The following is a 14,102-nucleotide window of genomic DNA, read 5'->3' as shown; positions in this document are numbered from 1 at the left end:
GTCAGGAGATCTCCACGGTGAGGACGTCGTCGGTGCCGGTCAGCGCGGCGCGCAGCGCGGGCAGGTCCACGCTGACGCCGGCGGGGCGGTAGGGGTTGGTGAGCTCGCTCGTGAGCAGCTCGGTGCCGTTGAGGGCCACCCGGGAGGGGCCGCTGGTGCGCCCGCGCACGGCGTACTCGACGCGGACCACGCTGTCTCCCAACGGGATCCGCGCGGTGAGGCCGTCGAGGTCGAGCGGCAGCACGGGGTCGACCTCGAGCCGGTCGCCGCGGCGGCGCAGGCCGAGCACGCACTCCTGCAGCAGCCGCAGGAACAGGCCCGGGCCGGAGGAGTAGACCCGCCAGCCGCCCTCGAGCGCGACCTCGCCGGCCATCAGCTCGGGGTAGCGCTCGGCCGCCTCGTAGCGGTCGGCGAAGACCCCGTCAGAGGAGGAGTAGTAGGTCGTCGCCTGCCGCGGCCGGGCCTGCGGCACCCGCTCGGTGATGCCCACCGGGTTGGCCAGGCAGAACGCCTCGAACAGCCGCTCGGCGTCGCCGCGGCGGGCCAGCGCCTCGGCGTAGCGCAGGTGGGCGTGGGTGTACATCAGGCCGATCTCGCGGCCCCAGAACGTGCTGCCCTCGGCCCGCTGGAACACCTCCATCGGCCCGCCGCGGTAGGCGGCCGGCTTGTCGAACAGCCGCGCGCCGTCGGGGCCGAGCAGGTGCTCGCGGATCGTCGCGAGGTGGTGGTCGGCCTCCTCGGGCGTGAGCAGGTCGGCCGAGATCGCGTGGATCCACGGCAGCACGCCGTAGGTGAGTCCGGTCCGCTCGTCGGTGGGGTGGACCAGGTGCTCGACCCGGCCGTCGTCGTGCACCAGGCCGTAGCCGGCCAGCAGCCCGTCGGCGAGGAGGACCTCGTGCATCGCGACCGCGGTGTCCTCGGCCAGCCGCTCCGCGTCGTCGGCCAGCTCGGCGGCGACCGCCAGGTTGGGCGCCGCCTCGCGCAGGCCGGCCGCGAGCGTGCGCAGGGCGTGCACCTGGAGGGTGGCCGTCCAGGTGGACACCAGCCGCGCCGCCAGCTGCGGGTCCGCCGGCTGGAGCGAGTCGTTCCAGTCGCCGTGGCCGTATGCCGGCAGCGGGCTCCCCGGGACGGTGCACTCCCGGATCCGCGCCAGGGCGCGGCGGGCGTGCGCCAGCGCCGGTGCGGGCTGGGTGGGGCCGTCGTCGCCGACGAAGGGCACCTCGGCGGTGAGCAGGCTGTCGTCGCCGCTGGCCAGGAGGTACTCCCCGAGGGCCAGCAGCGGCCAGAAGACCACGTCCCCGTGCGACCCGGCCTGCCCGTTCCGGGGGATCGGCGGCAGGAAGTCGAAGGCCTGCGGCCAGTCGCCGCGCTCGTTCTGGGCGCGCAGCACCAGCAGCAGGACCTCTCGCAGGGCGTCGGTCCGGCCGAGGCTGAGCAGCAGGCCCACCGGGCCCTGGCAGACGTCGCGGGTGCCCCAGCCGCCGCCGGTGAACTGCTCCAGCCCGCGCGGTGACAGGTAGTGGACGAACGCGTCGTGGGCGAACCAGGGCAGGACCCGGTCGAGGCGGGCCACCTCCTGTGCCCGGGCCGACCCCTGCGGCGCCTCCAGCCCGAGGCCGGCCCGGATGCCGTCCCACAGGTCGTCCCCGGCGGCGCGCACCGAGGGCTCGACCACCGCGTCGGCGGGCACCACGTCGGCGGTCAGGGTGAGCCCCCAGGCCGACACCGGGGCGGTGACGAGGGTGACGAACGGCAGGCCCCGCGAGGCGCCGTCGGCGAACAGCATCCCGTCGCGGTCCACCTGCTCGACCGACCCGGTGGGCCAGCCGAGGGTGAGGCTCGCACCCGGCTCGCCGAGCGTGGCGCCGGAGGCGTGGCCGTCGACGGGCGGCGTCGCCGGCGCCTGGCCGTCGTCCTCGCCGAGGGCGCTGTGCAGCGAGACGAGGAGGCGGCGGGGCTCGCCGTGCAGCACGCGCACGGCGAGCCCCAGCTCGTGGGTGCCGGTGGGCGCTGTGGCGGCGACCTCGAGCACGAGGTCGTCCGTGGCGTACCACCAGCGGCAGGACCCGGGGGAGACCGCCCAGGCGCTGGGCAGGTCCAGCAGCTGCCAGCCGGTGCCGTCCGCCACGAACACGCGCAGGCCCTGAGCCCTCAGGAGGCCCATGTAGGTGCGCCGGGTGGACACCACGGTCCCGCGGCTGACGTGTCCCTGGGTGACCTGGGAGTGGAAGCCACCGGTCATCCAGCAGGTGCTGGTCAGGGTGCCCGAGTCGGGGACCAGGGCGTTGCCGGTGCGCAGGATGTGGCCGTGCGGTCGCAGCACCGCGCGCTCCTTGGCCGCGGTGACCAGGTGTGTGCCGTCGCCGGCGAAGGCGCTGAGCACCACCTCGCCGTCGCGCTCGACGTCGGTCAGGTCGCCGGCCAGCGACGCCAGCTCGTCCTCGGTGAGGTCGCGCGCGGGCAGCGCCGGCCCGGTGAACAGCGACGGGCTCTGCGCGGTGGCGTCCTCCTCGTCGTCGGGGTCCGGCGCCAGCGGTGACGGCACGGCCTCGGGCTGGCGCAGGGCGAGCGCCGCGAGGTCGGCGTCCTGCGAGGAGGTGGCGCCCGGGTGGTGCGGCACCGCGAGGCCGAAGAAGCCGGTGCGCAGCACTGCGCCGGGGGCCAGCTCGGCCGGCTCGTCCTGGAGCACGGCAAGGGTGTGCTCGTGCTGCAGCCGCTGCGACGGCAGCTCGGCGAGGTCGAGCCCGGCCAGGGTGCGGGTGCCGTCGCCGGCCCGGCCGGCCAGCTGCAGGGCGTCGGTGGCCCAGCCGTGCCCGTGCCGGAGGGAGCCCAGCAGCGCCCACGGCACGCGCGGGCCGGGCATGTTCTGCCGCACCGCGAGCGCCGTGCCCGCGCCGGTCGTGGCGACCGGGGTCACGTCGAGGTACTGGCTGACGTAGAACTCGTTGACCCGCACCGCGCCGTACGGCGTGAGGGCGACGTCGTGGGCGCAGACCACGTCGACGGTCACCGCCGCACCGGAGGTGTTGGTGACGTCGACGTGCCAGAACCACGCGGTGGCCTCGTCGGCGAGCCGCAGCCGCACGGCATACCGCAGGCCCTGCCACTCACCGGTGACCACCGGCCCCTCCGCGGTCCAGCGCACCCGGCCCGGCGCGGCCGGGCCGAGCAGCGGGGTCCACGTGGCGGACCCGCCCTCGAGGCGGCGCAGCCAGAGGTTGGCCAGGCCGGCCTCGAGCTCGCTCGCGGGGTGGAGCAGCAGGCTCAGGTCACCGGCGTCGAGGCGCTGGAGAGCCGCGTCCGAGGTGAGCTGTGCGGTCATGCCTGACCTGCTGGTTACACAGTTGAGGGGACGGGTGCCGGCGCTGGCAAGAGTGAAAGACACGTGGACTGTCTATCACCCTCAGGGGGTCGCTTCCTAGCCCGACTGAGCATGAAAACCCGGGAAAACCGGACAAACATCCAGCAGTTGGCTGAGGGCGAAGTGTGAAAGTAGTTTCATGAACGTAACCATTGACCTCCTCCGCGACGGCGCTCTACGTTGGCCGAAATTTCACCCAGCAGGGGAGTGCTCAATGCTTCGTAGGACCACCATCGCGATCGTTGCCGCGGCCTGTGCGGCCGCCGGCCTGAGTGCCTGTTCCGGCAAGGTCGGCGCCAGTGCCGGCGGGTCGGGCAGCGACGGGATGATCGCCAGCCTGACGTTCCCGGCCGACGCGCCGACGACGATCGGCGGGCTGGTCAACTACAACCCGTTCGCGCCGACGCCGCTGACGAACACCTGGCTCTACGAGCCGCTCATGGTGCGCAACGGGCTCAGCTGCGACGTGACGCCCTGGCTCGCCACGGCCTACAAGTGGGATGGCGCGACGAAGCTGACCTTCACCATCCGCGACGGGGTGAAGTTCAGCGACGGCCAACCGCTGACCGCCAAGGACGTGGCGTTCACTTACAACCTGGGCAAGCAGTACCCGGCCGTGGACAAGGCCGGCCTGTGGAACGACACCTTCGGTGCCCCGGCCAAGTCCGTGACCGCCCAGGGCAACCAGGTCGTCATGGAGTTCACCGGCCCCGCCGCGGCGAAGTTCGACAACATCATCAGCGCGCCGATCGTGCCCGAGCACCTCTACGGTCCGGCCGGTGACCCGACCAAGTTCATCGACAAGAACCCCGCCGGCACCGGCCCGATGAAGGTCAAGTCCTACAACGGCCGCCGGCTCGTGCTCGAGCGCCGCGCCGACTACTGGCAGGCCGACAAGATCCACGTCAAGCAGCTCGTCCTCGAGGGGCAGTACGACGCCTCGCAGGCCTCCCTGAAGCTGCGCAGCGGCCAGCTCGACGCCTACTGGGGCGAGATCCCCAACCCGCAGCGCGCGTTCGTCGCCGCCGACCCCAAGCACAACCACTTCTACTACGCGCCCAACGGCACCACGGTGCTGACGCAGAACCTCAAGCAGAAGCCGTTCTCGGACGTGAAGTTCCGGGCGGCGATGGCGCCGGCGCTCAACCGCCAGGAGATGTCCGACAAGGCCACCTACGGGATCATGAAGCCTGCGAGCCAGACCGGGCTCAAGCTGCCCACGGCCGCCAAGCTGCTGCCCGCCGCCTACCAGGGCAAGGACACGGTCACGCCGTACGACCCGGCCCAGGCCAACCAGATGCTCGACGCCGCGGGCTACAAGAAGGGCGCCGACGGCATGCGCACCAACCCCGACGGCTCGCCGATCAACCTGACGTTCAGCGTCCAGGCCGGCTTCATCGACTACCAGGCCATGGCCGACGTGATCGCCCGCGACTACAACGCGGTCGGCATCAAGACCCAGGTCGTCGCCTCGGCGCCGGACTCGGTCGACGCACAGAAGAAGTCCGGCGACTTCCAGATGATGTTCGAGTACCTCAACGGCGGCTGCACGGTGGCCACCAACCTCGGCTCCAAGCTGGCCACGAACCAGATCCCGAAGCCGGACACGATCCTGCCCAACGTCGAGCGCTGGTCGGACCCGGCCACGGACAAGGAGGTCGCCGCGCTCGGCGCCACCACCGACCCGGTCCAGGAGAAGGCCTACGTCGCCCAGATCGTCGACACGATGATGACCAAGCTGCCGGTGACCTCGCTGCTCTACGCGCCCACGCGGATCATCTACCGCACCGACAAGGCGGTCGGCTGGCCCAGTGAGCAGGACCCCTACGCGCACCCGACCGACAACCGGCTGCTGATCCTGACCCACCTGCGCCCGGCGCAGGGCTGACGGTCCCGGCGCGGCCAGGAAGGAGGGGACACCCATGCGCTACTTCGCCAGACGGATCGGCTTCTTCCTGGCCACGCTGTGGGCAGCCGTCACCCTGAACTTCGTCATCCCCCGGCTCCAGCCGGGGGACCCGGCGGAGGTGATGGTGCGCAAGCTCGCCGGCAAGGACGCCCAGCTCGACCCCGCCGCCGTCAAGGCGATGCGGGCGATGCTGGGCGCCCCGGACGGCAACCTGTTCCAGCAGTACGTCGACTACCTCAAGGCGCTCTCGCACGGGAAGTTCGGCATCTCCTACACCTACTTCCCCTACCCGGTCACCGAGGTGATCGGCAAGGCGCTGCCCTGGACGCTCGTCCTCGTCGGGGTGACCCAGGTCCTCGCCTTCGTCATCGGCGTGACCCTGGGCGCCTACGCGGCCTGGCGGCGCAACACCCGCTTCGACAGCCTGGTCACCCTCGGCTCGACGTTCGTCGGAACGCTGCCCGGCTTCTGGATCGCGCTGCTGCTGCTGTTCGCCTTCGGCTACACCCTCGGCTGGTTCCCGACCTCCGGCGGCTACGAGGACTCGATGCCGGGGTGGAACCTCGGCTTCCTCGGCGACGCGGCCCTGCACTCCCTGCTGCCCGCCGCCTCGCTGCTGGTCACCGCACCGATCGGCTGGATCCTCGGCATGCGCAACACCATGGTGATGAACCTCGGGGAGGACTACATCCGGCTGGCCCGCGCCAAGGGCCTGCCCGACCGGGTGGTCGCCCTGCGGTACGCCGCCCGCAACGCCCTGCTGCCCAGCGTCACCGGCTTCGCCATCGCCCTCGGCGGCGTGCTCGGCGGCTCGATCCTCGTGGAGACGATCTTCGACTACCCCGGGATGGGCCGGCTCATGGGCGAGGCGGTCGGCAACCGCGACTTCCCGCTGCTGCAGGCGTTGCTGCTGTTCATCATCGTCGGCGTCCTCGTGGCCAACCTGGTCGCCGACCTGCTCTACGGCGTGCTCGACCCGCGCGCCAGGAAGGCGGGCCAATGAGCACCGGAGTCGTCCAGCCCACCGACCGGGCCGACCTGCCGGTCGCGGCCCCGGTCGAGGAGGCCTCGACCACGCCACCACGGTGGTACGCCCTGGTCTGGGGCAACCGCAAGGCCCGCGTCGGCATCGTGCTGCTGGGGTTCTTCGTCCTGGTCGCCGTGCTGGCGCCGGTGATCGCGCCCTACGACGGCGCCCGCACCGACTTCGAGGCGCTGCTGCCCCCGTCGGCGGCGCACCCGCTGGGCACCACGACCCAGGGCGGCGACATCTTCTCCCAGCTCGTCTACGGCAGCCGGACCTCGCTGCTCGTCGGGCTCTTCGGTGGCCTGTTCGCCACCGCCATCGCGCTCGTGGTGGGCCTGGTGTCCGGCTACAAGGAGGGCACGGTCGTGGACGACCTGCTTTCCTTCGTCACCAACGTCGCCCTGGTCGTCCCGGTGCTGCCGCTGATGATCGTGCTGGTCGCCTACTCCGACGTGCGCGGCCTGCCGCTGCTGGTGTTCGTCATCGGCATCACCTCCTGGGCCGGGCACGCGCGCGCCAAGCGCTCGCAGATCATCACGCTGCGCAACCGGGACTTCGTCACCGCGGCGAAGTTCTCCGGGGAGAGCACGTTCCGCATCGTCTTCCGGGAGATCATGCCGAGCATGACCTCCCTCGTGGCGGCCGGCTTCGTCGGCGCCGCGACCGGCGCCATCGGGGCCGAGGCGGGACTGTCCTTCCTCGGCCTGGGCGACCCGTCCTCGATCTCCTGGGGCACGATGCTCTACCAGGCCAACGCCCAGGGCGCCGTCGCGCAGGGCCTGTGGATCTGGGTGCTCGTGCCGGGCCTGACCCTGGCGCTGCTGATCACCTCGCTGACGTTCATCAACTTCGGCGTCGACCTCCTGAGCAACCCCCACCTGAGGGAGGAGTGACCATGGCCCTGCTCGAGGTTCGCGACCTGTCGGTCCGCTACGAGCCCAGGCTTCACCGGCCGCTCACCGCGGTCGACCGGGTCAGCTTCGACGTCGGCGAGGGCGAGTTCGTCGGCCTCATCGGGGAGTCGGGCAGCGGCAAGTCCACGCTGGGCACCGCCCTGCTGCGGCTGACCGAGCGGCCCGGCCGGATCAGCGGCGGCAGCATCCGCTTCGACGGCCAGGACATCACCGCCCTGCCCGAGGACCAGCTGCGCGCCCACCGCTGGCGCGACATCGCCACGGTGTTCCAGAGCAGCATGAACTCGCTCAACCCCGTGGTGCGCATCGAGGGGCAGTTCCGCGACGCGATCGAGGCGCACACCGACCTGCGCGGCACCGCGGTGACCGAGCGGGTGCGCGAGCTGTTCGAGATGGTCATGATCGACCCGCGCTTCATCAGCGCCCACCCGCACGAGCTGTCCGGCGGCATGAAGCAGCGGGTCAACCTCGCACTGGCCCTGGCCAACCGGCCCCGCTTCGTCCTGCTCGACGAGCCGACCACCGGCCTGGACGTCGTGGTGCAGCGCTCGATCCTGGACAACATCCGCCGGCTGCAGCAGGAGCAGCAGTTCGCGGTCCTGTTCATCAGCCACGACATCGGCACGGTGGTCGACCTGTCCGACCGGATCCTGGTGATGTATGCCGGGCGGCTGGTCGAGTCGCACGCCGCCCAGGGGCTGCTGCGCGACCCGCTCCACCCCTACTCCAAGGGCCTGCTCGGTTCCTACGCCGACCCGCGCGAGGAGACCATCCGGATCACCTACGTGCCGGGGCGTCCGCCGGACCTGACCCAGGTGCAGCACGGCTGCTCGTTCGCCGCCCGCTGCCCCGAGCGGATCACGCTGTGCGGCGAGCAGGCACCCGAGCTGACGCCGATCGACGGCGGCCTGGCCGCCTGCCACGTGGCCCGGCTGCAGCGCACCGGCAACCCCGACGGGCTCGAGCTGCCGCCGCGCACCGTCGGGTTCGCCGGGCCGGAGTTCGTCAAGACGCAGGAGGAGACCGCGCGCGTCCTGGACCGCGAGCCGTTCCTGCGGGTCGAGGGCGTCAGCCGCGTCTTCGAGCGGCGACACGGCCTGCGGCGCACCCGGGTCGAGGCGGTCACCGACGTCTCGTTCGGGCTGCGCCCGGGGGAGGTGACCGCGCTGGTCGGCCAGAGCGGCAGCGGCAAGACGACCCTGGCCCGGATGATCACCGCGGTCGAGCGCCCCACGGCCGGCCGGATCCGCTTCCAGCCCGAGGACGGACCCGAGGTCGCGGTGGAGTCCCTGCGCGGCAAGGGACTTCGCGACTACCGCCGCCAGGTGCAGATGGTCTTCCAGGACCCCTACTCCTCGCTCAACCCGACCAAGACGCTCGAGTACGCCCTGACCAGGCCGCTGCGCAACTTCCGTGGCATGAGCGCGGCGCAGGCACGCGAGGAGGCCGGCCACCTGCTCGAGCGGGTCGCGCTGACCCCGTCCAACCGGTTCCTGGGGCGCTACCCCTACGAGCTGTCCGGCGGCCAGCGCCAGCGCGTGGTCATCGCCCGTGCCCTGGCCGCGGACCCCCGGCTGATCGTGGCCGACGAGCCGGTGTCCAGCCTGGACGTGTCGATCCGCGCCGAGGTGCTGGAGCTGCTGCAGTCCCTGGTGCACGAGTCGGGCGTGGGGGTCCTCTACATCACCCACGACCTGCTCAGCGCGCGCATGATCGCCGACGAGGTGCTCGTGCTCAACGGCGGCCGCGTGGTGGAGCAGGGCCCCGCCCTGCAGGTCATCCGCGATCCCGCAGACGACTACACGCGGACCCTGCTTGCCGCCGTGCCCAACCCCTTCGCCGACACCCTGGTGCCATGACCCTTGACGACCATGCTGGACTGCCCGCGAAGGGGGAGGCACGGTGGCCTCGCTTCGCAGGAGGAGAAGGCATGGCGTACAGGGACGGCGAGCCGGTCACGATCTACACCGTGGCCGAGCGGGCCGGGGTGTCCATCGCCACCGTGTCGCGCGTGCTCCAGGGCTCGCGACCGGCGTCGGCCGAGACCCGCAGCAAGGTGTTGCGCGCTGCGGCCGAGCTCGACTACGTGCCGCTGCGGGCGGGCCGGGCCCTGCTGGCCAACCGGCACGAGGCGCACGGCCTGGTGCTGCCCGAGCTCAGCGGTCCCTACTACTCGGCGGTGCTCATGGGCTACGAGTCCGCCGCCGCCCACTACGGCCAGAGCGTCGTCGTGGTCGTCACGGCCAACCGCAGCGACATGCGCCGCACCGTCCGTGACCTCAGCGGCCGGGTCGACGGCCTGGTCATCGCCCAGTCGACCCTGCCCGACGCGGCCGTGGCGACGATCCGGCGCAAGATCCCCACGGTGCTCCTGGCCCGTGAGCCGGTCCGCGGCTGCCCGACGGTCACGGCCGAGAACGTCCACGCCGCAACGGAGCTGGCGCGCCACCTGCTCGACCACGGCCGGCAGCGGCTGGTGTTCGTCGGCGACCCACAGGGCTCCCCGGACATCCGCCGGCGCTACGCCGGGTTCCGGGCTGCCCTGGAGGAGCGCGGGATGACCGAGGCCGCGCCCCCGATCCCGGCCTTCCTGGACGAGCGGTATGCCGCGGACGTCGCCGCCGAGCTGCGGCGGCTGGGGTCCCGCGTGGACGCGGTCATGTGTGCCAACGACGAGCTGGCGCTGGGCCTGATGGTGATGCTCAACGCGCAGGGCGTGCGGGTGCCGCACGACCTGGCGCTGACCGGCTGGGACGACATCATGACCGCCCGCTACATGGGGCTGAGCACGGTGCGCCAGCCGATGCACGAGCTCGGCCGGCTCGCCGCCACCCACCTGCACCGTCTCGTCAACGACCCCGCGCTGGCCGACCGGCCCGACCCCGACCCCCTGCCCAGCCAGGTCGTGCTGCGCGGCTCGTGCGGCTGCCACTGGGACCGCACCACCGCGGTCCGTGGCAAGGACAGCCCCGCCTGACCCCCCCACGACGCAACCGAGGACCCACGTGACCGACGCCCGCGACGACGCCCGGGACGCGACCCTGAGGCGGTGGGCGGCAGACACCTGGCACTCGCTGGCCGCCATGACCGACGAGGGCACAGGGCTGCCGGCCGACCGCATCGACGGCGACCTGGACCCGGCCTCGCGCAGCCTCAACACCTCGCCGACCAACATCGGCGGCTACCTGTGGAGCACCGTCGCCGCACGCGAGCTCGGCATCGTCGGGGCGGACGAGTGCCGCGACCGGATCGTCCGGGCGGTCGAGACCCTCACCAGCGTGCGCCGGCACGAGCCCAGCGGCATGTTCTACAACTGGTACGCCATCACCACCGGGGAGGTGATGCGCGCCTTCCCCGGTGGTGACGTGATCCACCCGTTCCTGTCCAGCGTCGACAACGGCTGGCTGGCCGCCGGCCTGCTCGTCGCGGCGCACGCCGAGCCCGCCGTCGCCGACACCGCCGGCGCGCTCGCGCGGTCGATGGACTTCGGCTCCTTCCACGACCCGGCAGCCCAGGCACACGGCCTACCGGGTGGGCTGCTGTGCGGCGGCTTCTGGGACGAGCCCCCGGGCGAGGCCGAGCACGTCGTGGGCAACCACCACGGCCGCGGCCCCGACGTGTTCTACACCCCGCACTGGTACGGCCCGCTGATGTCCGAGCCTCGCATCGCCAGCTACGTCGGCATCGTGCACGGGCAGGTGCCGCCGGAGCACTACGCCGCGATGCACCGGCGCACCCGGGAGCACCGCGGCCTGCGGGTCGTCGCCACTTGGGGCGGGTCGATGTTCGAGGAGCTCATGCCCGACCTGCTGGTGCCCGAGGACGTCTGGTCGCCGGGCTCCTTCGGGGCCAACCACCGGCTCGCCGTCCGGGCCCAGCGCGAGTTCGGGATGGACGAGACGGGCTACGGCGCGTGGGGCTTCTCGCCGGCGAGCATCCCCGGCGGCGGCTACAGCGAGTGGGGTGTCGAGCCGATCGGGCTCACCTTCGGCGGCTATCCCTCCGACCTGGAGCGGACCCGCGCGGAGGCCGGGACGTGGGGTGACGGGGTCGTCACCCCGCACGCGGCGTTCCTCGCGCTGCGCTACGAGCCCGAGGCGGTGGTGGCCAACCTGCGCCACCTCGAGGAGGACCTCGGTGCCTACGGCCCGGGCGGGTTCCTCGACGCGGTCGCGGTGCGCTCCGGCCGGCTCGCCGACTGCTACCTGTCGCTGGACCAGTCGATGGTCATGGCCGCCCTCGGCAACGCCCTCGGGGACGACGTCGTGCGCCGCGGCTTCGCCACCGCCGAGGTGGAGGCGGCCCTGCGCCCGCTGCTGGCAGCGGAGGAGTTCGACATCTCACCGGCGGCCTGACCGGTCGACGCGAAACCGGGTTGAGTGGAGCGCGCCGCGGCGGTTGGCTGGCCCCATGACCGAGCTCATCGACGTCGACCCGCTGGACCCGTTGCAGGACAGCGTGTTCCGCGACTGGATCGAGGTGCACGCCGCCGCCGAGCGGGCGCTGTGGGGTGACCGGGCCACGCCGTGGTCGGCGGAGGAGATCCGCGAGCTCCAGCGGGCGCCCGAGCGGATCCGCCGCGCGGTCGCGGCGGTGGCGGGGGACGGCCAGGTCGTCGGCGCGGTGCAGGTCATCGCCGCGACCCGCGACAACCTCGACTCCGCCAACTGCTGGCTCTCGGTCCACCCCGACCACCAGCACCGCGGCGTCGGCAGCGCCCTGCTGGCCCGGGCCGAGGAGGTCATCCGCGGGCTCGGCCGGTCGCTGGTCCAGGACTGGTCGGTCTCCCCGGAGGAGTCGGGCGGCCCGGCGACCGCCTTCGCCCTCAAGCACGGGTATGCCGTGGCGCAGCGCGGCCTGCGCTCGGACCTCACCCTCGCGCAGTGGCGCGACGAGGACGCTCCGGTCGACCCGGCATACCGCGTGGAGACGACCTTGGACACGGTGCCGGAGGAGTGGCTCGAGGACCGGGCCCACCTGTCGCGGCGGATGAGCACCGACGCCCCGCTGGGGGACACGGAGTACGAGGAGGAGGACTGGGACGCCGAGCGGGTGCGCCGCTACTACGCGCGGATGACCGCGATGGGGCGACGCTTCCTCCTGTCGGTTGCGCGGGAGGTCTCCTCAGGACGCCTGGTGGGCTACACCGACCTGGCGGTGCCGGAGTCGACCCCGGACCGGGCCTACCAGCAGGACACGCTCGTCCTGCGGGAGCACCGGGGGCATGGCCTGGGCCTGGCGCTCAAGGCGGCCAACCTGCGGGCCCTGCGCGGCGGGATGCCCCAGGTGAGGACCGTGACCACCTTCAACGCCGCCAGCAACGAGCCGATGCTGCGCGTCAACCGGGCCCTGGGGTTTGCCGTGGTCGGCTACGTCACGGAGTGGAAGAAGCGGCTCTGAGCGGCTTCTGGGGACAGGCACGGTGGCCGTTAGGCTGGCCCGCATGACCGAGCACAGCGACACCGGCTTCTCCACCCGCGCCATCCATGCGGGGCAGGAGCCCGACCCCCGGACCGGCGCGGTCGTGCCGGCGATCTACCAGGTCTCCACCTACAAGCAGGACGGCGTCGGCGGCCTGCGCGGCGGCTACGAGTACAGCCGCTCCGCCAACCCGACCCGCACCGCGCTGGAGGAGTGCCTGGCCGCCCTGGAGGGTGGTGCCCGCGGCTTCGCGTTCGCCTCCGGCCTGGCCGGCCAGGACACGGTCATCCGCTCGCTGCTCACCCCCGGCGACCACGTGGTCGTGCCGAGCGACGCCTACGGCGGCACCTACCGCCTGTTCAACAAGGTCGCCCGCCCGTGGGGCGTGGAGCACACCATCACCTCGATCCACGACGTCGAGGCCGTGCGGGCGGCGATCCGCCCCGGCCAGACGAAGATCGTGTGGGTCGAGACCCCGACCAACCCGTTGCTGGGCATCGCCGACATCGCGGCGCTGGCCGAGGTGGCCCACGAGGCCGGTGCGCTGCTCGCGGTCGACAACACCTTCGCCACGCCCTACCTGCAGCAGCCGCTCTCGCTCGGCGCCGACATCGTCATGCACTCCACGACGAAGTACTGCGGCGGGCACAGCGACGTCGTCGGCGGCGCGGTCGTCGTCGCCGAGTCCGTGACCGTGCCCGGCTTCGAGGACGCCGCCGACCGGATCGCCTTCCACCAGAACTCGATGGGCGCCGTCGCCGGGCCGTTCGACGCCTGGCTGGTGCTGCGGGGGCTGAAGACCCTGGCGGTGCGCATGGACCGGCACTGCGACAACGCCGAGAAGGTCGTCGCGTTCCTGGAGGGCCGTGACGACGTGACCGCGGTGCACTACCCGGGCCTCGAGGGCCATCCCGGGCACGCGGTCGCGGCGAAGCAGATGCGCCGGTTCGGCGGCATGGTCAGCTTCCAGGTGACCGGTGGCGAGCAGCGGGCGGTCGACGTCTGCGGCGCGACCTCGGTGTGGACGCTGGGGGAGTCCCTCGGCGGTGTCGAGTCGCTCATCGAGCACCCCGGCCGGATGACCCACGCCAGCGTCGCCGGCACCGAGCTGGAGGTCCCGGCCGACCTCATCCGCCTCTCGGTGGGGATCGAGGACGCCGACGACCTCATCGCCGACCTCGCGGCGGCGCTCGACAAGACCGCCTGACCGGCAGCGCACCGCCGCCGTGGCGCAGGTCCTCTGCGTCGACTTCGGGTCGACGTTCACCAAGGCCGTGCTCGTCGACACCGTCGAGGGTGTGCTGCGGGCCGGCACGTCGGTGCCCACCACGGTGGGCACCGACGTGCTGGACGGCTACCGGCACGCCCGTGCGGCGCTCGAGGGCCACTGGGTCGACGAGGTACTGGCCTGTTCCAGCGCCGGCGGCGGCCTGCGCCTGGCCGTCGTCGGCTACGAGCGTGCGGTCACGG

At 72.6% G+C, this 14,102-nt stretch carries 10 protein-coding genes and 1 pseudogene; 9 read left to right on the top strand and 2 right to left on the bottom strand.

What is annotated here, in order from left to right; translation table 11 throughout:
* Position 1: 1 nt before the first annotated feature.
* Both VF825_RS18665 and VF825_RS20130 read right to left on the bottom strand, forming a co-directional pair.
* Positions 2 to 2,545, bottom strand: coding sequence for a cellobiose phosphorylase (locus VF825_RS18665; protein WP_414695898.1), 2,544 nt, complete (start codon positions 2,543 to 2,545; stop codon positions 2 to 4).
* A gap of 93 nt (positions 2,546 to 2,638) precedes the next feature.
* Positions 2,639 to 3,322: pseudogene (locus tag VF825_RS20130) on the bottom strand (cellobiose phosphorylase); the annotation flags it as partial.
* A gap of 253 nt (positions 3,323 to 3,575) precedes the next feature.
* Between VF825_RS20130 and VF825_RS18660 the strand changes: the two are divergent.
* From VF825_RS18660 to VF825_RS18620, 9 genes are all read left to right on the top strand, one after another.
* Positions 3,576 to 5,249, top strand: coding sequence for an ABC transporter substrate-binding protein (locus tag VF825_RS18660; RefSeq protein ID WP_331116203.1), 1,674 nt, complete (start codon positions 3,576 to 3,578; stop codon positions 5,247 to 5,249).
* A 34-nt stretch (positions 5,250 to 5,283) separates the two neighbouring features.
* Positions 5,284 to 6,273 (top strand): ABC transporter permease, encoded by a 990-nt coding sequence (locus tag VF825_RS18655; RefSeq protein WP_331116201.1) that lies wholly within the window; start codon positions 5,284 to 5,286, stop codon positions 6,271 to 6,273.
* The gene (locus tag VF825_RS18650) at positions 6,270 to 7,190 is read left to right on the top strand and encodes an ABC transporter permease (RefSeq protein ID WP_331116199.1); all 921 of its coding nucleotides are present in this window, start codon (positions 6,270 to 6,272) and stop codon (positions 7,188 to 7,190) included. Before VF825_RS18655 ends, VF825_RS18650 begins: the two co-directional genes overlap by 4 nt.
* Positions 7,191 to 7,192: 2 nt before the next feature.
* The gene (locus tag VF825_RS18645; RefSeq protein ID WP_331116197.1) at positions 7,193 to 9,070 is read left to right on the top strand and encodes an ABC transporter ATP-binding protein; all 1,878 of its coding nucleotides are present in this window, start codon (positions 7,193 to 7,195) and stop codon (positions 9,068 to 9,070) included.
* A 71-nt stretch (positions 9,071 to 9,141) separates the two neighbouring features.
* A complete protein-coding gene (locus tag VF825_RS18640; RefSeq protein ID WP_331116195.1) occupies positions 9,142 to 10,188 on the top strand; it encodes a LacI family DNA-binding transcriptional regulator in 1,047 nt (348 codons plus the stop codon).
* Between the two features lie 28 nt (positions 10,189 to 10,216).
* Positions 10,217 to 11,566, top strand: a complete 1,350-nt coding sequence (locus VF825_RS18635) for a glucoamylase family protein (protein ID WP_331116192.1) — start codon at positions 10,217 to 10,219, stop codon at positions 11,564 to 11,566.
* Between the two features lie 55 nt (positions 11,567 to 11,621).
* Positions 11,622 to 12,611 (top strand): GNAT family N-acetyltransferase, encoded by a 990-nt coding sequence (locus tag VF825_RS18630; RefSeq protein ID WP_331116190.1) that lies wholly within the window; start codon positions 11,622 to 11,624, stop codon positions 12,609 to 12,611.
* 43 nt (positions 12,612 to 12,654) lie between these two features.
* Complete coding sequence (locus tag VF825_RS18625) at positions 12,655 to 13,839, top strand: cystathionine gamma-synthase (protein WP_331116188.1); 1,185 nt, start codon at positions 12,655 to 12,657, stop codon at positions 13,837 to 13,839.
* Positions 13,840 to 13,858: 19 nt separating this feature from the next.
* Positions 13,859 to 14,102: glutamate mutase L (locus VF825_RS18620; protein ID WP_331116186.1), on the top strand; the 244-nt coding region annotated here is incomplete at its 3' end.

The sequence above is a fragment of the Oryzihumus sp. genome, from assembly GCF_036391795.1.
Taxonomy (GTDB): Bacteria; Actinomycetota; Actinomycetes; order Actinomycetales; family Dermatophilaceae; genus Oryzihumus.
Note: the sequence above shows the minus strand (reverse complement) of the source record. Positions and strands in the feature narration are given on the sequence as shown.